This is a genomic window from Pseudomonas sp. 3A(2025), assembly GCF_054589175.1.
Genome location: NZ_BAAILM010000113.1, coordinates 832,061 through 851,754, shown reverse-complemented (window position 1 = coordinate 851,754; position 19,694 = coordinate 832,061). Strand labels below are relative to the sequence as shown.

Annotated in this window: 17 protein-coding genes; 9 read left to right on the top strand and 8 right to left on the bottom strand. The window is 57.8% G+C overall.

The features are described from left to right. Nucleotides 1-31: 31 nt before the first annotated feature. The 9 genes from ACYP2A_RS30530 (at nucleotide 32) to ACYP2A_RS30490 (ending at nucleotide 7,601) form a co-directional block, all read left to right on the top strand. The gene (locus tag ACYP2A_RS30530; protein ID WP_459749644.1) at nucleotides 32-532 is read left to right on the top strand and encodes an FxsA family protein; all 501 of its coding nucleotides are present in this window, start codon (nucleotides 32-34) and stop codon (nucleotides 530-532) included. A 243-nt stretch (nucleotides 533-775) separates the two neighbouring features. Next, nucleotides 776-1,069: a co-chaperone GroES gene (locus tag ACYP2A_RS30525; RefSeq protein ID WP_004881479.1), complete on the top strand. Its 294-nt coding sequence runs from the start codon at nucleotides 776-778 to the stop codon at nucleotides 1,067-1,069. A gap of 52 nt (nucleotides 1,070-1,121) precedes the next feature. Next, nucleotides 1,122-2,765 (top strand): chaperonin GroEL, encoded by a 1,644-nt coding sequence (gene groL, locus ACYP2A_RS30520; protein ID WP_459749643.1) that lies wholly within the window; start codon nucleotides 1,122-1,124, stop codon nucleotides 2,763-2,765. A gap of 138 nt (nucleotides 2,766-2,903) precedes the next feature. Continuing rightward, complete coding sequence (gene colR / locus ACYP2A_RS30515; protein WP_459749642.1) at nucleotides 2,904-3,587, top strand: two-component system response regulator ColR; 684 nt, start codon at nucleotides 2,904-2,906, stop codon at nucleotides 3,585-3,587. Next, nucleotides 3,577-4,866 carry a sensor histidine kinase gene (locus ACYP2A_RS30510; RefSeq protein WP_459749641.1) on the top strand — a complete coding sequence of 430 codons (1,290 nt, stop codon included), beginning with the start codon at nucleotides 3,577-3,579 and terminating at the stop codon, nucleotides 4,864-4,866. The genes colR and ACYP2A_RS30510 overlap by 11 nt, the downstream gene beginning before the upstream one ends. Nucleotides 4,867-5,061: 195 nt before the next feature. Continuing rightward, nucleotides 5,062-5,754, top strand: coding sequence for a class I SAM-dependent methyltransferase (locus ACYP2A_RS30505; RefSeq protein ID WP_459749640.1), 693 nt, complete (start codon nucleotides 5,062-5,064; stop codon nucleotides 5,752-5,754). A gap of 18 nt (nucleotides 5,755-5,772) precedes the next feature. Then, nucleotides 5,773-6,477, top strand: coding sequence for a lipopolysaccharide kinase InaA family protein (locus tag ACYP2A_RS30500; protein WP_459749639.1), 705 nt, complete (start codon nucleotides 5,773-5,775; stop codon nucleotides 6,475-6,477). Beyond that, entirely contained in the window at nucleotides 6,477-6,704 is a 228-nt protein-coding gene (locus ACYP2A_RS30495) for a hypothetical protein (RefSeq protein ID WP_459749638.1), read from the top strand. The genes ACYP2A_RS30500 and ACYP2A_RS30495 overlap by 1 nt, the downstream gene beginning before the upstream one ends. A 216-nt stretch (nucleotides 6,705-6,920) precedes the next feature. Then, the gene (locus ACYP2A_RS30490) at nucleotides 6,921-7,601 is read left to right on the top strand and encodes a PspA/IM30 family protein (RefSeq protein ID WP_459749637.1); all 681 of its coding nucleotides are present in this window, start codon (nucleotides 6,921-6,923) and stop codon (nucleotides 7,599-7,601) included. Here the strand turns inward: ACYP2A_RS30490 and ACYP2A_RS30485 are convergent. The 8 genes from ACYP2A_RS30485 to ACYP2A_RS30450 form a co-directional block, all read right to left on the bottom strand. Then, complete coding sequence (locus ACYP2A_RS30485) at nucleotides 7,598-8,701, bottom strand: DUF1513 domain-containing protein (protein WP_459749636.1); 1,104 nt, start codon at nucleotides 8,699-8,701, stop codon at nucleotides 7,598-7,600. The two genes, ACYP2A_RS30490 and ACYP2A_RS30485, sit on opposite strands and share 4 nt — an antisense overlap. 17 nt (nucleotides 8,702-8,718) lie before the next feature. Further along, on the bottom strand, nucleotides 8,719-9,783 hold the full coding sequence (locus ACYP2A_RS30480; protein WP_459749635.1) for an imelysin family protein: 1,065 nt from the start codon (nucleotides 9,781-9,783) through the stop codon (nucleotides 8,719-8,721). A gap of 28 nt (nucleotides 9,784-9,811) precedes the next feature. Further along, nucleotides 9,812-11,239 (bottom strand): di-heme oxidoreductase family protein, encoded by a 1,428-nt coding sequence (locus ACYP2A_RS30475; protein WP_459749634.1) that lies wholly within the window; start codon nucleotides 11,237-11,239, stop codon nucleotides 9,812-9,814. A 103-nt stretch (nucleotides 11,240-11,342) separates the two neighbouring features. Next, the gene (locus tag ACYP2A_RS30470; protein ID WP_459749633.1) at nucleotides 11,343-12,425 is read right to left on the bottom strand and encodes a hypothetical protein; all 1,083 of its coding nucleotides are present in this window, start codon (nucleotides 12,423-12,425) and stop codon (nucleotides 11,343-11,345) included. A gap of 164 nt (nucleotides 12,426-12,589) precedes the next feature. Continuing rightward, on the bottom strand, nucleotides 12,590-13,708 hold the full coding sequence (locus tag ACYP2A_RS30465) for a DUF6708 domain-containing protein (RefSeq protein ID WP_459749632.1): 1,119 nt from the start codon (nucleotides 13,706-13,708) through the stop codon (nucleotides 12,590-12,592). Beyond that, nucleotides 13,695-17,153: a toxin VasX gene (locus ACYP2A_RS30460; RefSeq protein WP_459749631.1), complete on the bottom strand. Its 3,459-nt coding sequence runs from the start codon at nucleotides 17,151-17,153 to the stop codon at nucleotides 13,695-13,697. The genes ACYP2A_RS30465 and ACYP2A_RS30460 overlap by 14 nt, the downstream gene beginning before the upstream one ends. After that, nucleotides 17,150-18,028, bottom strand: coding sequence for a DUF4123 domain-containing protein (locus tag ACYP2A_RS30455; protein WP_459749630.1), 879 nt, complete (start codon nucleotides 18,026-18,028; stop codon nucleotides 17,150-17,152). Before ACYP2A_RS30455 ends, ACYP2A_RS30460 begins: the two co-directional genes overlap by 4 nt. A 199-nt stretch (nucleotides 18,029-18,227) precedes the next feature. Next, nucleotides 18,228-19,607: an imelysin family protein gene (locus ACYP2A_RS30450; protein WP_459749629.1), complete on the bottom strand. Its 1,380-nt coding sequence runs from the start codon at nucleotides 19,605-19,607 to the stop codon at nucleotides 18,228-18,230. Nucleotides 19,608-19,694 lie beyond the last annotated feature (87 nt).

The window sequence follows — 19,694 nt, the reverse complement described above, 5'->3', positions numbered from 1 at the left end:
GAAGACGTTCTTCCGTAGAGGAATAGATTTGATGCGTGTTTTTCTGCTGCTTTTTCTACTGTTTCCCGTGCTTGAGCTGTTCATCCTGGTCAAGGTCGGTATGTCCATCGGCTTCCTGTGGACGTTCCTGCTGGTGCTGGCGACCTCGATGCTCGGCCTGTTCATCATGCGCGTAGCTGGCATTGCTACCGCCTTGAGCGCTCGTGAAAGCCTGGCGCGTGGTCAGTTGCCCGCCCAGCAGATGCTTGAAGGTCTGATGATGGCGGTGGGGGGCGGCCTGCTGCTGTTGCCGGGTTTCCTCAGCGATATTCTGGCTGTCATCTGCCTGTTGCCGTTCACCCGCCGCCTGCTGATCGACAAGCTGCGCAAACGTGCTGAGGACCAGGCCATGCGCCAGCGTGCGTTTGCCGATGACCTGCAGGCGTATCAGCATGCCCCGCAACAGCCCGGCACCGATCGCCCGAGCGCGATTCATGCGCCGACCCGCCAGCCCGATGTGATCGAAGGCGAGTTCGAACATCGCGATAAATGACCTGTGTTTGCGTGACCCACGGCACCTTCGGGTGCCGTGTGTATTTCAGCTTGATGTAAAAATTTTCAAGCGCTGCACTTGTAATCACCTTGGGTGCCCTTATGTATGGGTCACCGAAAGGTTTCTGACTGAACGTCAGACCGTATTCTGCGGCTCGCACGTCGAGCCGTACCCGGCCAGACCGGATTAAACAACTCGCCGGTGCCATCACCGGACGTAATCAACAAAATCAGGAGATCGACAATGAAGCTTCGTCCTCTGCATGACCGCGTCGTAATCCGTCGCAGCGAAGAAGAAACAAAAACCGCCGGCGGTATCGTGCTGCCAGGTTCGGCTGCTGAAAAGCCAAACCGTGGCGAAATCGTCGCTGTCGGTACTGGCCGTGTTCTGGACAACGGTGAAGTTCGCGCGCTGGCCGTGAAAGTGGGTGACAAAGTGGTATTTGGCCCTTACTCCGGCAGCAACACCGTGAAAGTAGACGGCGAAGACCTGCTGGTGATGAGCGAGAACGAGATTCTTGCCGTCATCGAAGGCTGAGTCCTTCGCGCTCATTTTCCATCTACTACAAAGTATTTAAGGAATAACGATCATGGCTGCTAAAGAAGTTAAGTTCGGCGATGCCGGCCGCAAGAAAATGCTCGCAGGCGTCAACGTCCTGGCTGACGCGGTAAAAGCGACCCTGGGCCCTAAAGGCCGTAACGTGATCATCGAGAAGAGCTTCGGTGCTCCTCTGATCACCAAAGACGGTGTTTCGGTTGCCAAAGAAATCGAACTCAAAGACCGTTTCGAAAACATGGGCGCGCAGCTGGTCAAAGACGTTGCTTCCCGTGCCAACGACGACGCCGGTGACGGTACCACCACTGCAACCGTTCTGGCTCAAGCCATCGTCAACGAAGGCCTGAAAGCCGTCGCTGCCGGCATGAACCCGATGGATCTGAAGCGCGGTATCGACAAGGCGACCATCGCCATCGTTGCCGAGCTGAAAAAGCTGTCCAAGCCATGCACCGACACCAAGGCAATTGCCCAGGTTGGCACCATCTCGGCCAACTCCGACAATTCCATCGGCGACATCATTGCCGAAGCCATGGAAAAAGTGACCAAAGACGGCGTTATCACCGTTGAAGAAGGCACTGGCCTGGAAAACGAACTGTCGGTCGTTGAAGGCATGCAGTTCGACCGTGGCTACCTGTCCCCGTACTTCATCAACAAGCCGGACACCATGGTGGCCGAGCTGGACAGCCCGCTGCTGCTGCTGGTCGATAAAAAGATCTCCAACATCCGCGAAATGCTGCCAGTGCTGGAAGCCGTTGCCAAAGCCGGCCGTCCGCTGCTGATCGTTGCCGAAGACGTCGAAGGCGAAGCCCTGGCGACTCTGGTTGTGAACAACATGCGCGGTATCGTTAAAGTGGCTGCCGTCAAGGCACCAGGTTTCGGCGACCGTCGCAAGGCCATGCTGCAGGACATCGCTGTCCTGACCGGCGGTACCGTGATCTCCGAAGAGATCGGTCTGAGCCTGGAAAGCACTACCCTGGAGCACCTGGGTAACGCCAAGCGCGTCGTGCTGAACAAAGAAAACACCACCATCATCGACGGTGCTGGCGTTAAAGGTGACATCGACTCGCGTATCGCTCAGATCCGTCAGCAAATCGGTGACACCAGCTCCGACTACGACAAAGAGAAGCTGCAAGAGCGTCTGGCCAAACTGTCCGGCGGTGTTGCCGTGATCAAGGTCGGCGCCGGCTCCGAAGTCGAAATGAAAGAGAAGAAAGCCCGCGTTGAAGACGCCCTGCACGCTACCCGTGCAGCCGTCGAAGAAGGCGTGGTACCTGGCGGTGGCGTGGCGCTGGTTCGCTCGCTGCAGGCTATCGAAGGCCTGAAAGGCGACAACGCCGATCAGGACGTGGGTATCGCTCTGCTGCGTCGTGCTGTTGAAGCACCACTGCGTCAGATCGTTGCCAACTCCGGCGACGAGCCAAGCGTTGTGGTCGACAAGGTCAAGCAAGGTTCGGGTAACTTCGGTTACAACGCTGCGACCGGCGAGTACGGCGACATGATCGACCTGGGCATCCTGGACCCGGCCAAAGTGACTCGCTCGGCTCTGCAGGCGGCATCTTCGATCGCCAGCCTGATGATCACCACCGAAGCGATGATCGCCGACATCCCGGAAGACAAGCCAGCCGGCGGCGGCATGCCTGACATGGGCGGCATGGGTGGCATGGGCGGCATGATGTAAGCCTGCTTCACCCTTTAGCGTCACCTGAAGAACCCCGCCCTGTGCGGGGTTCTTCCATTTTCAGGGTGTTAACGCGGCTTGCGCTGTAACGCCATCAGCCCCTAAGCTGCGCCAGCCCTAACTGTTGCGGAGAGCCCCATGCGAATCCTTCTGGTTGAAGACAACCGCGATATTCTGGCCAATCTGGCCGATTATCTGGGGATGAAGGGATATACCGTCGATTGCGCCCAGGATGGCCTCTCGGGCCTGCACCTGGCAGCCACCGAACATTACGACCTGATCGTGCTCGACATCATGCTGCCGGGTATCGACGGCTACACCCTGTGCAAACGCTTGCGTGAGGATGCCCGACGCGACACGCCGGTCATCATGCTGACCGCCCGCGACCAGCTCGATGATCGCCTGCAAGGCTTTCGCTCGGGCGCCGATGACTATCTGCTCAAGCCGTTTGCCCTTTCGGAGCTGGCCGCCCGCATCGAAGCGGTGCTGCGCCGTGCGCAGGGGGGCGGGCGGCGCACCTTGCAGGTCGCCGATCTGATCTATGACCTCGATACCCTTGAGGTTACCCGCGAGGGGCGCTTGCTCAAGCTCAACCCGGTCGGCCTCAAGCTGCTGGCCGTGCTGATGCAGAAAAGCCCGCATGTATTGCGTCGTGAAATTCTCGAAGAAGCGCTGTGGGGCGACGACTGCCCGGACAGCGACAGCCTGCGCAGCCATGTGCACCAGTTGCGTCAGGTGATCGACAAGCCATTTTCCAAAGCCTTGCTGCACACCGTGCATGGCGTGGGCTATCGTTTGGCCGAGGGCCGGGATGGAGTTTAAACAGAGCCTTGCCCAACGGATCATCATCGCCTTTGCCCTGATGAGCGCACTGGTGGCCGGATCCTTTGCCGTGGGCATTATTTCCACGGTTCACCTGGTCGAAGAAAAGCTGATTTCGGCAGGCCTTGGCGGTGACCTCAACCGCTTGCTGCTGGCCGACAGCGTCAGTGACTGGAGCCACAGACCCAAGCAGGACCAGTTGTTCTACTTCAGCAACGGTCCTGGCGATTTCGACTTGCCCCAGGACCTGCGTCATCTGGAACCCGGCTTTCACGAGGTGTTTCGCGGGCCACTGTCGTATCACGCCATGATCGAGGTGGTCGAAGGCCGCCACTATGCGCTGTTGCAGGACCAGAGCGATTTCGAAGAGCGTGAGCGGGTGCTGTTCGCCGTCGTGCTGGTCGGTTTTGTCATGGCCCTGGCGCTGGCCGTATTTCTCGGCTGGGTGCTGGCGCGGCGCGTGATTGCCCCGGTGTCACGCCTGGCTCGTCAGGTGCGGCACCGCGACCAGTTGCTGGGCCTGGCACCGCCGCTGGCGCCAGATTACGCCGCCGATGAAGTCGGCGAGCTGGCAGTGGCCTTCGATGCCACGCTGGGGCGTTTGCGTCAGGCGCTGAGCCGCGAGCGAATGTTCACCAGCGATGTCAGCCACGAGCTGCGCACGCCGTTGATGGTGCTGGCCAGTTCGTGCGAACTGCTGCTGGAAAACCCGGCGCTGGACCAGCGCGCGCGGCGTCAGGTCGAACGCATTGCGCGGGCCTGCGAAGAAATGCGCGACCTGGTGCAGACCTTCCTGATGCTCGCCCGTACCCAGCGCGAAGACCCGACCATGACCCCCAAGGCGACCCTCAACAGCGCCGCCGAGCAGCTGATCGCCCAATGGCGTGGGCCTATCGAAAGCAAGGGGCTGCAACTGATCTACACCCCGTGCGAAAACGATCCCTCGCCGGACATCAGTTACAACGCCACGTTTTTGCTCGCCGTCATGGGCAACCTGCTGCGCAATGCGCTGCATTACACCGACAACGGCTTTATTGCCCTGACCTTGCATGAACAGGGTTTTATGGTCGAAGACAGCGGTGTGGGCATTCCTGAAGAAAAGCGCGAGGCCATGTTCGAGCCGTTTGTACGTGGCAACGAACAGCGCGGTGAAGGGCTGGGTCTTGGGCTGTCGCTGGTGCAGCGTATTTGTGCCAATCAGGGCTGGACCGTGAGCCTGACGCCCATGGAACCGCATGGTTGCAGGTTCCGGGTCAGCCTTGAAGTTACCGGTTCCTGAGTGGTATAGAGGCTGGAATGTATCGGCGTCGAGAAAGTGTCGTACATGTCAGGAATACTGCTGAAACAATCGTAACTTCTTGTAATTTCTAGAAACATTCATGTTTCCTGATGTACGTTTTTTTCACATATGCATGACCTGAAGATGACGCCCGGCTACTTATTGTGGCCGGCATCTGAATCGGGAATCGCTGACATGAACGACCGCATCGAACTTGAGTTTTCCAGCAAATACGACAACGATCACGCCCAGCAATATTTGCGCAAACACCAGAACGGATTGTGGCGTCAGTTGTCCCATCGCCGTGATGAACAACTGGCCCGCAAGGCTCTGCGTCTGGCCGGTGATCCCGGGCTGGTGCTGGACTTGCCCTGTGGGGCAGGGCGTTTCTGGCCGCTTTTGGCGGAAAAGCCCAACCGTTTGATCATCGGCGCCGACAATTCGGCCGACATGCTCAGAACGGCGTGCTCGTCGCAACCTGCTGAAATCGTGCAACGGGTACAACCTTTGCAAACATCTGCTTTTGCGATCGATTTGCCCGACAATGCCGTGGACAGCATCTTTTGCATGCGCTTGATGCACCATATTGGTCAAGCCGAGCATCGTGTCGCTCTGTTACGGGAGTTTCAGCGAGTGACCCGTGACAGCGTCATCGTTTCGTTATGGGTAGATGGCAACTTCAAAGCCTGGAAACGCAAGCGTCTGGAGCGTGATCGCAAGCGTTCCGGCGAGCAGGCCGATGGGGAGGACAGTTACCAGAATCGCTTTGTGTTACCAGCCGCTACGGTCGAGGCCGAGTTTGAACAGGCTGGTTTTCGTATTCAGCAGCGCATGGATTTCCTCCCACTGTACGCAATGTGGAGAGTTTATTTGTTGCGCAAGCAGTAATCAGGACAGGTGTACACCATGGGACAAGCAGTACTGACAGAGTCTGAGAGCGAATTCGACCATTACTGGGCTATGCACGGTGAATGGGTCGAGCCGCCCAATCTGCGCCGTGGTGGCGAGAGCGGTGTGCAGCGGGTGCTGCGTGACGATGGCCAGCTTTTATATGTAAAGCGCCAGACTGGCCATATCTACCGCAGCTGGTTGTACCCGTTCGGGCGGCCTACGGTGCTGCGCGAGCGCGATGCTCTGCAAGGTCTGCACCGGCTGGGTGTCGGCGCGCCGAAAGCCGTGTTCTGTGGTGCCGAGCGTGATGCGCAGCAGCAATGGCGTGCCTTGCTGGTGACTGAAGCCTTGCACGGTTACGAGCCCATTGACGACTGGTATGCGGCTGGTGGGCGTGAGCGCCATGGCGAGGTGCTGCATGACCAGATGCTGCAGGCCATCGCCGATAATCTGGCACGCATGCACCGCGGTCGCTGGCAACACAGCTGCCTGTATATCAAGCATGTATTTGTAAAAGTCAGTGGCGAAGGCGAGCAGGCGCGTGCGCATGTCGCCTTGCTGGACCTGGAAAAAGCCCGCCAGCGTCTGACTGCGCGACGGGCTGCGCTGCATGACATCAAGCAATTGCGGCGCCATTCGTCATTCAACACCCTTGACTGGGAAAAGTTCATCTACTTTTATCAGACAGCGTTTGGCAGCGCTCTCAAGGGGTTGGAGTAATGAAGCTAGAAATGGCTCGAGGTTTATTCGTTGTAGCAGCCTTGGCGACTGCAACCGTGGCAATGGCTGCCTGGGAGCAGCCCGCCACGAAAATTCTGAGTACCGTACACGGTGAGGGCCATTGTCCCTTGCCGCGTGTCGCCAAGCCTCAACCGCTGGTGCAGCCCGATCACGATCTGCTGCTGTTTCTGTACAGCATGACCCAGGGAACCCGGCAAAGAGGTTGAATCCATGCGTGACCCGACAAGCCCCGAGCGTTTGACGCCTGGGGCTTTTTTGCGTCTGGCTGTTTCTTGCGTGAGTAAAACTTCAAGCCGCGTGGAAATTTCTTACTTTCCTGATCGCGTGTTTCCGGCATATCCGCAGCCATACCTGTGTCATCGTTTTCCCTGACTGAATCGCTCGTTTTCATTCATCTCGCGACTACGCAGAAGGGAATTGCCATGGGCTTGATATGGACAAAAATATTGATCGCCTTGCGGGGCAGTACCGATGAAGCAGATGACGTCATCATGCCCCGGCAGGCTTTGCGCCTGCTCGATCAGGAGATTCGTGAGGCCGAAGAGCAGGTCAGTATCGGCCGTTCGAGTCTGGCCAATCTGATGGCCAAGAATATTCTGGCCGCCAGAGAGGTCGAGCAGACGATCGGCAGGCTGGCGGAACTGAGCGGCAATGTCGAAAAAGCCCTGGCCCTTGGGCACAACGACCTTGCTCTGGATGTCGCTGCCCATATTGGCAGGTTTGAACTGATACTGGCCGAAGACCAGCGCGTCTCGCAGCTTTACGCAGGCAGCGTGGAAACACTGCGCACTTCGCTGGATAGTGGTGAAGGCACACTGCGTTTGCTCAAGCAGCAGATCGATGTGTTGCGCACGCGCAGGCCTTCAGCCACGCATTGCGACACGAATGTCCGTCTTCAGGCTGCGGCAGACTCGCTCGACGGCATTCGCCAGCGCCAGCAAGAAGTGGCTGAGCACCTGGAAGCCCGAAATGCACTGTGCACGCGTGACCCGCGCCTGGAAAAGCGCCTGCGCGAGGCATTGGTCATTCCTGATGAATCCAACGCCCATGCGGTACTGGCACGCATCAAGGCGACACCACAGCAAACGGTGCCAAGCCGTTAGGCCACGTGCATATGCAGATGGTTGTCCCAGAATGCACTGGGCAGATCCAGTGGGCGGGCTTGCAGGTCGGCCCGACGGCAATCATAGAAGCGGCAGCGACCCTGGCCTGAAGTCACCACAAACCCATCCGTCACCGCACCCACGCCGGCACAGTCGGGCATCGAGGCATCAAGCCTGAGCGCGCCGCTGTCCAGGTCCCAGATAAACAGGCGGTTGGCTCGCGGCGCGGTGAGGGCGACCAGGCGCAGGTCGTTGTGGATCGCGACACTGGCGGTGTAATGGTTCATGGCGCGCAGTTGCTCGGCGGCCACCGGAAACGCCTGAAACGGCTGGCCGGGTCGCTTGATTGCCAAAAGTTCGGCGGTCTCCTGGGCATCGCCCATGAACTGCTGGCCGGCGACGATGGTGCCGTCGGTGGCCACCGCCAGGTGACGAACGCTGTTCATCTGCTGTGCCAGGGTTTCCTTGCTCAGCAGTGTGCCGTCGCGTTGCATCAGCACCAGGCTGGGCTGCATCGCATCGAGGTTCATCTCGACCCGGCTCTCGGCCTCGGTACGAATGCCGCCATTGGCCACGATCAGCGTTTCGCCGTCCGGCATCCACGACACCTGATGCGGGCCGATGCCGTGGGTAGAAATCTCGCCGTCACGCACCAGTCGTTCATTGACGAAGCGGTAGATACCCAGCACGCCACGACCGGGGTCGCGGGTATCGTTTTCAGTGGCGTACAGCCATTCACCACCTTGATGAATGACCGCATGGCCATAAAAATGCCGGCCTGGCGGTGACACGATGGTTTGCAGCAAACCTCCGTCGCGCAGGTCGATCAGGTAGCTTTCAGTGCCCGGACGCCGGGCAATGAACACCGCCAGTGGCAAGTCGGGATGATTGATGATGTCGTGACAGCGCAGACGGACTTCGGTGGCGAACACCTCTTTGCCATCAAGTCGATAGCCCACCGCGTAGTGCTTGCCGTCGGCATCGTCGCGGGCAGACAGCAGCAGCGGGCTGCTGCCCTTTTGCCGAAACAAGGTCCAGCCGCCCAGCGTAAAGGCGCTGAGCAACAGACTGCCAAGGGCCAGGGCCTGACGTCGCAACATCATCTTTTTCCTCTGTATCAGTCGCCGTCGTTGGCGTTGAAGCCCAACTGAATGCCCAGAGCCTTGGCCAGTTCACCTTCATGCAGGCGATGAACCACGTTAAGGCTGTCGTAGAAGGCATTCAACTGTTGGCGACCGGCTTCACTGGCGAGCATATCGGCCAGCGGCGGGGTGAGTTCCGACAGCAATTTCTTGCTGGTCGCGTAAGCGGCATCGATCTTGTCGGCCAGCGCTTTCTGGTCGCTTTTCAGCAAGCCGCGCAAGCCCTTGTTATCCACGCCGGCCCAGACGGTTTCGGCGCTGTTCAGGCTGGCCTGCAGGCTGCTCAGCGATGCCTGGCTGCGCCAGGAGTCGGCCTGGAATGGCTGCGGCACACCCTTGGTCTGACGGCCCAGCGGGGTACCGAGTTTTTTCTTCAGCGTATCCAGTGCAGTGACCTGCACGCGCAGCAGCTCGGCAATGGCCTCATGCGAGTCGGCATAACGCTGGTTGGGGAACTTGCTCAGTTGCGCGAGCATGCCATCGTTGCTGTTCCAGCTGCTGAGAATCTCTTCGGCAAGCATCTTCTGGCGCTCGCCGATAGCCGTCAGCAACGGGCAGTAACGGGCTTTTTGCTCGGCATTGGCCATGTCGATATTGGCGTCGAACAAGATGTATTCGTACGCCGACAGGCCCTGAACCACAACGCTGGCCTTGGTCAGCTCTTCGACGCTTACGGCTGGCTGGGCGGTGACCAGTTGCTCGACCTGACGGCCGACCAGGTTTTTCTTGTCGGGCCAGAACTGCACCTGCCAGGCACGATTGCCCTCGGCCAGTGGGCCGATCAGCAACGGCTGCAACTCGGCCCAGCTTTTCTGTGCCTTGAGAAAATCGGCGCGGGCACTTTGCAGGTCGGTCTTGCCCTGGCAGAACGCCAATGCACTGGCCGCCAATTGGCGGTCTGCTTCGACCCAGCGGCTATACGTTGGCAGGATCACCTGCTTGGCGATGGCCGCAGACGTGACCGCTTGCGGGTCGGCGGGCGCACAGGCGCCCAGGGCCAGGGCGGCGAGGCCGGTGAACAACAGCTTGGGACGGAACATCTCTGGCTCCTTGGTTAAAGGGACGCAATCATAATGAATTAAGGAAGGCCAGCAAGGCTGCCCGTTGTTCGGCATCGAAAGCCAGCACCTGACGCTGTGCTGCCTGGGCTTCGCCGCCATGCCACAAAATCGCTTCAAGCACATTGCGCGCGCGGCCATCGTGCAACAGCTGCGTATGCCCGCTGACCGTCTGGGTCAGACCCAGGCCCCACAACGGCGCTGTGCGCCACTCGCGCCCAGTGGCCTGAAATTCGCTGCGATTGTCGGCCAGACCTTCGCCCATGTCATGCAATAACAGATCGGTATAGGGACGAATGATCTGATTGGCCAGTTCAGGCTCCGCCGCATCGGCACGCGTAGTGAACTGTGGTGTATGACATTGCTGGCAGCCGGCTTTGAAAAACAGGTTCTTGCCGGCCAGCACCTGTGGATCGTCGACCTGGCGGCGGGCCGGTACACCAAGATTGCGGGTATAGAACTCGACCAGGCGCAGAATATTGTCACTGACCTCAGGTTCCCCTTGCGGCCCGTTGCCATTCGGGGCTTGCAGGCAGGCAGTCTGGGCCGGGGTACAGTCATCGGCGGGAAGCAGGCGGGTGGTCAGGCCCAGATCCCCGGAAAACGCATGGGCATTTTGCTGATTAAGGTTGGGCTGGCCGGCCTTCCAGCCAAAACGCCCCAACGCGACCTGCTGGCGGGCAGCGTCCCAGACCCAGTTGGGGCGCCCGGAAATCGCATCGCCATCCTTGTTGTCAGGGTCGGCGTTAGCCAGAATCGCCGCTTCCGGTATGGCTTCAAGCAGCCCCAGGCCAATCATCGGCGGCGCGATGCGCACCGAAATATGCGTGTCGGGGTGCAGCGGGCCATAACCGAGCTGGGTAATGCGCAACGTGGGCTGGCGCAATTCTACTTCGGTGCCATCGCGAAAGCGCACAGTGAGCGGATCGTACTCGACCCGCACCTTGCCTTCCGGCGCGACACCCGGTACCGCCATGTCCTGCAGTTGCGTGCCGTACACCGGCTCAGGCACCACCCCCAGACGCTGCACGACCTCGGCAGAACCTGCATGATCAGGGATCGACAGCCTGACCAGCATCGACACCGCATTGCTGTCGCCAGGCTCCGGCGGATGACCTCGACCATCGCGGATATGGCAGTTCTGGCAACCATTGGTATTGAACAACGGCCCGAGTCCGTCGCGTGCGGTGGTGGTCGACGGTGCGATCACCCAGGGATTGCGGAAAAAGCTGTTGCCGACGCTGAAATCCACGCGCTTGGCCGGCGGCAGATTGGCCGATGGCAGAGAAAAGGCATTCTTGTCGCTGCGCTGCACCGTCGTCGCACCACCCGACAGGGCCTCACCCGGCTCGGCCTGGGTGAAGCGCGGTGCATCCTCACAGCCAATCAGGGCCAGGGCCAGCAGCAAAGCCGGGAATGAACGTAACGACACAGTCATGCGCACTCTGCAAACAGCCAAAAATCAGGGCGAGCAAGCTTAACAGCCCCACAGGGTTTGAATAAGAGGGATTAGCGTTTGCCGGGTCTGGTGCAATTTGTTGTTACGAATTGGCATCTTCGGACGAGTCTTCATCCAGACGGGCCCGCTTCAGGATCTCGCGTTGATAGTCCATCAGCGTCCCACCGGCCTGAAAGTATTCGTGCATTTCAGCGGATTGGTAAAGGTGCCATTCATCAGCCCTTTTCCATGACCTGAGCGGAATAGATTGCGACCATTCTTCCATTTCTTTTGAGTGACTGGATCGGGGCAGTTTCTTTATCCATTTTGCGATATGAAAGGGCAGGGTCCATCCGCAGAGCAGATTGGGCAGAACAAAAAGTAGCAGATAACGCGGGTAGCCGTGAAACTCCCGGCACAGTTGCCGCTGCATGCGAAAGAGTTCAAACGCATCGGCGGGAACCTCATGGGTCACCTTGTTATCCGGCAAGAATTTCCGCCCTCTTTCCATGAAGAGCCGAATGCTCTCCCACTCTCCTATGGCCATCTCAAGGCTTGAATGAGATGAAAGCAGTATGCTTTTTTGGTCATCGTCTTCTGCAAACAGGAAAAGGTTCAGGACGTGTATCTGCAGCGGGCCTAACACTGTCTCGATTTCAACTGTTCTGACAAGTGCACGGACCTCCTCCCAGGGCATGAAAAAAGGCGGTAGGTCAGTGTCGTTGACATAGGCCATCTCTCGTCGCTGGCGGTTGAAGCGCACTGGGTGAGGGCGCGTCCATGACCAGATGCCCCACGCGATTGAACCGGCCATTGCGATGCCTGCCAACGCGACACCACGCAGAACGAACCCGCTGTCCGATAGCCGCAGGCGCAAGGTTTCAAACGCAGGACGGCCCTCGGTAAGCGTGGCGCTGATATCGAGCAACAGAGTGGCTGTCAGCCATAACATGATCAGTGTGAGTGCCAGTCCTGTGCAGCGGCGGATCACTTTTTCAGGCTCGCGCGCTTTCGGAATGAAATCCAGATAAACGTCATTGTCTTTTGGCAGGGTCAGCCCCGGTGACCGGTAGGCCGGAAAACCGGTAGGAAGCGATGATAGAGAGACGATATGCCTGTATTCATCGTCTTCTGCTTCATGAGCAGGTACGTTTTGAGGGGGAGAGCCGGATTCTAAATCAGACATGCAGGTGCACCTTGAACAGGATCAAGGCGCGATAGTCGACAGGCATGCCAAGACAAACAAGACGCTAAGCAGCGTTTCAGAATAGCCCTACAGCAATTGCAGAAAGATCACCGTGTGACGCGGATTTTCCATGCCTGTTGACCTTGAAAATGCGGGTCAGCGAATCACTCATGAAGCTTCAAACGGGCCTGTTTGCGTTGTTTGCGTCTGGCTGTGATTGAGCCAGGTTTAGGTTCGGTGTTTGGGTTGGGCGGATTTTTACAGTAGTCGATCAAGGTACGTCCGTAGCGCAGTGCCTTGCGCACCTCCTTACTTTGCTCAACCAGCTCGGCACTCGGTTGTTGCCATTGATCTTCGGGTAGAGGTTTTGACCACTCACGGATCGACTTGGGAAAACTGGTTCTGGGCAGGCGCTGTATCCAGGCGGTGATATGGCAAGGCAACGTCCAGCCTCCAAGACACTGGAGCAATACAAAGCCAAACAGATACATCAGGTAGCCGTTATCTTTGCGATAGACGCGTCGACACAATTGGAAATGCTCCACCGTCCCTTCCTGAAATTCCAGCTCGCTAAGACCATAGTGCGTGCTAGTTGTGTACGGGCCTTCTTCCATATAAAAGCGAATGGCTTCCCATTCTCTTAGAGCATCGGCCGCAGTATAACTGGCGATCGTCAGCGAGACGATCGGATCTTCCTTGGAGTCGCACAGGCAGATCATCAATGCATGGTATTGCTGGCTGCCATATTCCGTAATGATCGTACGAGTGCTGACACAGGCGACCACGCTTTCCCAAGGAGCGATTCGAGGCGGCTGTCCACGTTTAGCGACATAGGCGATTTCTCGGCGTTGACGATTAAAGCGGATGGGGGGGGTGCGGGTTGTGAGGAATATTTGCCAAGCGAGAGGGCCGACGTAAAGCATTGAAGCACTTAACAGAAAGGATGGGATAAGCCAGTGGGAGATAAATGAAAGATAAGATTCTTCGAGGATGGGGCGTCCAACGTTCAGGTTAGAGTAGGCTCCTAGAAGTAGTTCTATCAAAAATAGCAAAAATGTTATTCCTGATATTATGGTCGTCATTATTCTGATGGCGAACTCAAACGGTACGCCGCGCAATGCGAAATCCATGTAGATGTCATTGGTCTGTTGTTGAGGGTTGCGTGAGCTAAAGGGATTGGTTCCAGTGGGTAGCGGAAGTGGGGATAAATAGAAAGCATGCTGATCGCCTTCGTCTTCAATATCCCCTGCTTTTGGAGGTCGTCCGTATTTATTGCTGATCATCAATAAAACTCTTGGCGATTTTTATTTCTGGCAGCGCGGCTGAGGTGTCGGGAGCAAGCGCCATTGCTGTCATCGGTTTGTTGACGGTGTCCATGCTTAATGGGAAGTGGTAATTCAGATAGCCTTTATCGAACTTCAGGAAGTTTTCTGCCATCGACGGCTTGACTGCTAGGCATAGATCCAAATAGACCTGATGTCCCAGATATTCAGGTGGAAGCTTAAGTTCTAGCGTCAGGGGCGAAGCATTAATCAGACTCAATTTATGTCTGAAAAAATCACTGACATCCAGCTTTTCAGAAAGACAGATCCAAATCACTTTCCAGCGCAGAGAGTCGATCTCCAAAGCATCTGGAGTCATCCCCGGTAGAATCAAGTGGAGACTGCGAACCGGTTCATTTGTGGCAGCATTCATGACGATACCCTGATCGATCACGGTAGGCCGCAGAGTTGATTCGGCCAGTTTCTGCGTTGAGTCGGCCTCACTCCAATTTTGTGGTTGCTTGCCCCATAGGCAACCAGACAACCAGCGTTGCAAATCATCCAGATGGTAATAGTTATGAATGGCTTCACCGGCCATTTGCAAAGCCAAGAAAGCCAGTCCCCAGATATTCAAGCGTGCCGAAAAGCTTAGAAAGCGTGAGCCGCGAGTGGCCCACGCTTGGCTGGCAACTAGTTTTCTCAGGGCTGGGGTGGCATTGCGTACCTCTCGGCGCAAGCCAATAAACTCTTTCGCAGCCATACTAGTAATCATTGCAGAAGTGCTAACTGCGCCAAGATCTCCAGAAAGTCCGATCCATGCCCCTATCTTCTCTCCGGTGGTACCTTGTGCTATTGATACTCGCCATTTTTCAGAGTAGTTGTTCCACGCGCCGAACATGTTAAGGAGCAAAGGTAATAGAGATATAGAGCCTCCCAGTCCCAATCCCAGTTTTCCAATCCTCACTGCTTTTAATCCACCCGCCGTTTCAGCATGAGTGACAAGAATTTCCTGCATGGCTCTGTCCAGCATGGAAATATGGGCTAGCTGATAGGCAGTCAGAGTGCTTGCTGTAGCGCCAGTTAATGCAACAAGCAATAACACACTTGCTCTGGTAAAACCCGATCCCTCATCTTCTTCCGTGCGCCAAACCTTCAAGGCCGCCCCTAAATTCACAATCTGCAACGTTCCCAACAACAACGGTGCCCAGCTACTCTTGAATGCCGCTCTATACGCCCCCGGCGTGGCATACCCACCCCGCATCCCGGCCTGCATCCGTCGGGTTTCTTCCTGCAATCCCGCGCGTTGCGCATCGCTCATCTCCAGGCGTATCTGGATATAGCCTTTGGGCAATGTATTGGTCGGCTCAATGCTCTCCTCAATAAGGCGTCGAACCGCCGCACGCTCGTTACGTGTATTCAGCAACTCCTGAGCGGCCACATGCTGGGCGTGCTTGAGCTGCAATTTCTCATCTGGGGACAGCCCTCGTTGGCGAGCCTGTTTCTTCAGTTTCTCGACCTTTTTCCTCAGATGCTCCTCTCGGTCGATCAATTGATTGAAATGAATGACGCGGTCCCTGAACTCGGCAAGACCCTCTTGAGTGGCGACCTTCAGCACTATCCCCTCAGTCTGTAGAGCCACCAGCATGCCCAGACGGTGGGCGCGATTGGTAGCGCTGGTGAGCCTTTTCAACTGGCGGCTCAGGTCGCTGTCGTCGAGCCGGCTTTGCAGCTTGCTCATCCATTCGCTCAGGTCCCTGGCAATAGCAGGGATGTAACAGGCCAACACTGCTTGATGCAGGCCCTGCAAATGCGGCGGCAAACTCAGACTTCTGGACCAATGATTATTCATGATCCGGTCGATTTCACTTACCCGGCTATTAGCATCGACCAGCCCCTGCGCGAAGTTACGAATGTCGTCCAGCCACTTGATCAGGTCACCGGCTCTGCCCTGGAGAAAGGCAAAATCCATCCGCCCCTGAAACACCGGCAGGATGTAGTGCGGATTCTGGTGAAAGAACTCGCCGACCTTTCTCATGCTTTCTTCTGTCCGGCACAGATCGCGCATGCAGTTCTGCTCGACTACCAGGGCCTGTTCCATTTGCTCGACATGTTCAGTGTCGAAGTACCAGGTGCTACGGTGAAATTCGCTGCTGCACAGCAGGTGAGTGCGGTCTTCGGTTATTTCCTCCAGAAGCTGTTGCCAGCGCTTGAGGTGGGCGCGTTCACGCTTCAGGTAACCTTGCATTTCTTCATGGCGGACCAGGTCATGTATGCCGCGCGCGCCCAGTCCAATACCGTTCAGGGTGCCTTTGCTGCTGTCCTCAAGCGCTTCGATTTCGTTTTTCAGCTCGTTGTAACGTTCGTCGCCCAGCGATTTGATCATTTCATACTTGCACTGCGTCATCTCCTGTTCGGCTAAACGGGTTTGTACAGGTACGTCGGGAGCATCAAAGCGGTGCTCACGTGCGGGGTAGCCTTTGCTTGTTTCCCAGCGCCAGTTGTTGCGCGCATTGATCCAGGCGTAAATGGACGTGCGTTGATCAGGCGTGGTTTTCTTGAGCAGTGCCGAGTCGCTGCCGGCTGTTTGCTGCGCGGTGTGTTCGCCCACCGTCATCAAGGTGTCGATATAGCTGGCGGTGACATAACGCTGTTCATTGTCGTGCGCTTCGCGCCAGTGACTGATCCACTCGACCACCTTGTCTTGCTCATCGGCCAGATCGCCGATAATCCCAAGACTGTCTTCAAGTAACAGATAGAGATGGTCGTTCTCGTAGAGCGGGTTGAGCACCTGTTTAAGCTCACCGATGTGCGCTTCGCGAAACAGCGGCGGGTCTTCCCAGTGATAATCCTGCTTTTCCTGTTCGAGCATGCCCGGCGTGAAGTTCTGCGGTGCCGGCTGTTCGGCGATTTCGGCCAGTTGCAGCTTGATCTGGCTTTCTACGCGCAGGTGCTGGCCGCCTTTTTCGCAGTCGGCTTTCGCCAGGTGCACTTGCTGCATGAAGTAATAACGGTCAGGCGAACTGTTCAATAGATGGTTGCACTTGGCTGCCGTCCACTGGATCGGTGACCAGGCCACGTGCAGAAGGCTGTCGCGAGAGAAAATCAGATCCGCTGTGCCGCCCGGTTCCAGCCGGATATCCTGAGTCACCTGTGTGCCCTGCCACAGCAGGCCGACGGGCCGGCCATTGTCGAGGCGGTATTCGTGCAGTTCTGCACTGTCTTCATCGATCACATACAGATAACCATCGCGCACCAGACGCAGTCCCAGAGGGCGTTTGAGGTCGGCATAGCGATCACCGTCAGGCTTGCTGTGCAAGCGCTCGACGCGGCCGTAACGCACCGGAATCAATTGCACTTTCTTGCCCATCAATGGGCAGGCGCTGACGCCGTCCTTTACATCGACGTGGCTTCGGGCACGTGACTCCCAGTGGGCCTTTTCGATGGGCGACAGTTGTTTGCGACTCATGAGGTTTCTCCGGTGCGGCTTCGCTCAACGACCAGCCAGTTGGCCTTCTGGATGCGCTGGGAATGGGTCAGTGGCGAGGGGGTGTTCAGCAGTTGGCGAATGTCGCTGTCGGCATCAATGGGCCGGGTATCGAGAAAGTGGCTGACGTTTGCGTAGTGGAAGATATCCACTTCGGTGTTGAAGCCTTGCTCGTAGGCCTGGCAGGCGAGGGCATGCAGCCGCTGATAACGGTCGGGCAGGCTGGCGTGCGGCAGGTAGTCGGCAACGAACTGACGCATGTGCTTTTCCAGTTCGATGACCACGATATTCAGGCTGCTCTCACCCAGGGCTTGCAGTTGCGCCGGGTTGAGGCCGTACAGCGGCATTTTTTGTGCAGGTGGCGCCAAGCCCTGACGCACATGGCGATGCCAGCGTGCGTGGATGATGTCGGCGGCATGCACCTCGTCGATGGGGCCGAACAGGCGGTTGTCGGTGTGCCGGGGATGCAGTCCGAACAGGGCGTTGGCCACCATCGGATCGGAGAGGTTCAGGTGAGTGGGCTTGCGCCCGGGTTCGTCGACGAACACCAGCCAGCGCAGGTGATCAAGAATGGACTGCATCGGGGCGTCACTGAACAGCAGCAGGCCCCAGTCCTGCCAGACATGCTTGAGAAACATCCGGTACAGCGGATCGCAAGGCCCGTCGATGGCCACCAGCATGGGCGACTTGTTCAGCAGGTCCTTGAAGCGTGTCTGCAGAAAAACCGGCTGCGGGTCGATGCCGGATTTGCAGCGGTACAAGGTTCGGGCCAGATGCTCGACATTGACGCCGTTGAACAGCAGCCAGGCAGGCCTGGACCATGGCAGGTCGACGGGACCAGACTCGAAATCAGACATGCAGGTGCGCCTTGAACAGGATCAAGGCGCGATAGTCGACAGGAGTGGTAAGACAAACAATACGCTGAACAGCGTTTCGGAATAGCCCTACAGCATTTGCAGACGGATCACGATGCAATGCGGCTTTTTACGAAAAGAAGCCATAAAAAATGCCGGTCAGCGAACTGACCGGCATTCTGTGCAGCGCCTTGCGACGTGATCAGAACTCGTGATCGGCGTTGTCCGGGTTCAGGTCGGTGATGCCCAGTTTGCCGGCGGCCTGTTCAATGGCGCCGGTCTGCTTGACCAAGGCTGCGATGGCGTCGCGTACCACCTGATTGCCTTCGGTGTTGCCGGCGGCGATCAACTGGTCGAAATGCTCGCCCTTGTTGGCGCGGTCGACCAGCACCTGAAGCTTGGCCTGGGTGTTGTCCAGGTCGCTGCGCAGGGTGGTGTCGGTGGCGGCGTCAGCCTTGGCGACCAGGGACGACAGGCTCGGGCCGCTGACTTTACTGCCGTCGGTGCGGGTGTATTCGCCCAGGTAGACGTTGCGGATGCCCAGGCCATTGTAGAAGTGCGAGTTGTGGGTGTTGTCGCTGAAGCAGTCGTGCTCGTCTTCGCTGGAGTTGGCTTCCAGTGCGACTTTCATGCGCTCGCCGGCCAGTTCGCCCAGCGACAGGCTGCCCATGCCGAACAGGATCTTGCGCAGGCCGTTTTCGCCGGACTCGCCTTCCAGTGTGGCGCGGTAGTTGTCGGCAACGCCCGGCTTCCAGTTGTTGACCATTTCTTCGAGGTCGCTCACCAGCAGTTCGGTCACGGCTTTCAGGTACGCGCGACGACGTTCGTTGTGGCCACCGGTGGCGCCGGCGCCCTCCAGGTAGTCGCTGGCCGGACGCTGGCCTGCACCTGGACCGTTACCGTTGAGGTCCTGGCCCCAGAGCAGAAATTCGACAGCGTGGTAGCCGGTGGCAACGTTGGCTTCGGAGCCGCCCAGCTCATTGAGGCTGGCCAGTTTCTCGGCGGTGATTTCCTTGACGTCGACCTTGTCTTCGCCGACCTGAATCTCGGTGTTGGCGATGATGTTGGCGCTGGCGCCGGGGTTGCCCAGTGCGTGCTGGTAGTCCTTGGCAACGTAGTCGATCAGGCCTTCGTCCAGCGGCCAGGCGTTAACCTGACCTTCCCAGTCGTCGATGATGGTGTTGCCGAAACGGAACACTTCGGACTGCATGTAAGGCACGCGTGCGGCAACCCAGGCATCGCGAGCAGCCTTGAGGGTGGTGTCGTTCGGTGTCGCGAGAAATTCGTCGATGGCGACCTGCAGTTTCTTTGCACCAGCCTCGGCATCGCTGAATACGGCATGCACGATATTGGCGTAGTTGGCGACCACGGCCTTGGCGGCAGCATCGTTGGTCTGTGCCGCTGCGGGGGCTGCGGCAGCCGGTGCTGGAGTTGCCGCAGCGGGCGCTGGTGCAGGTGCTGCAGCCGGAGCAGGGGCTGCGGCAGGTGCCGGGGCGGCTGCCTTGTCCTTGCCTTCGCCGCAACCGGCGAGAGAGATAGCGATGGCCAGCAGACTGGCGCTAGCCAGGGGCATACGAATCATGACGAAATCCTGCGTCTAGGAGGAGGAAGTGGCGAGGGCGCCCGAAAAAGCTGCGACATAATGCGAAACATTCACATTCGGTGTAAA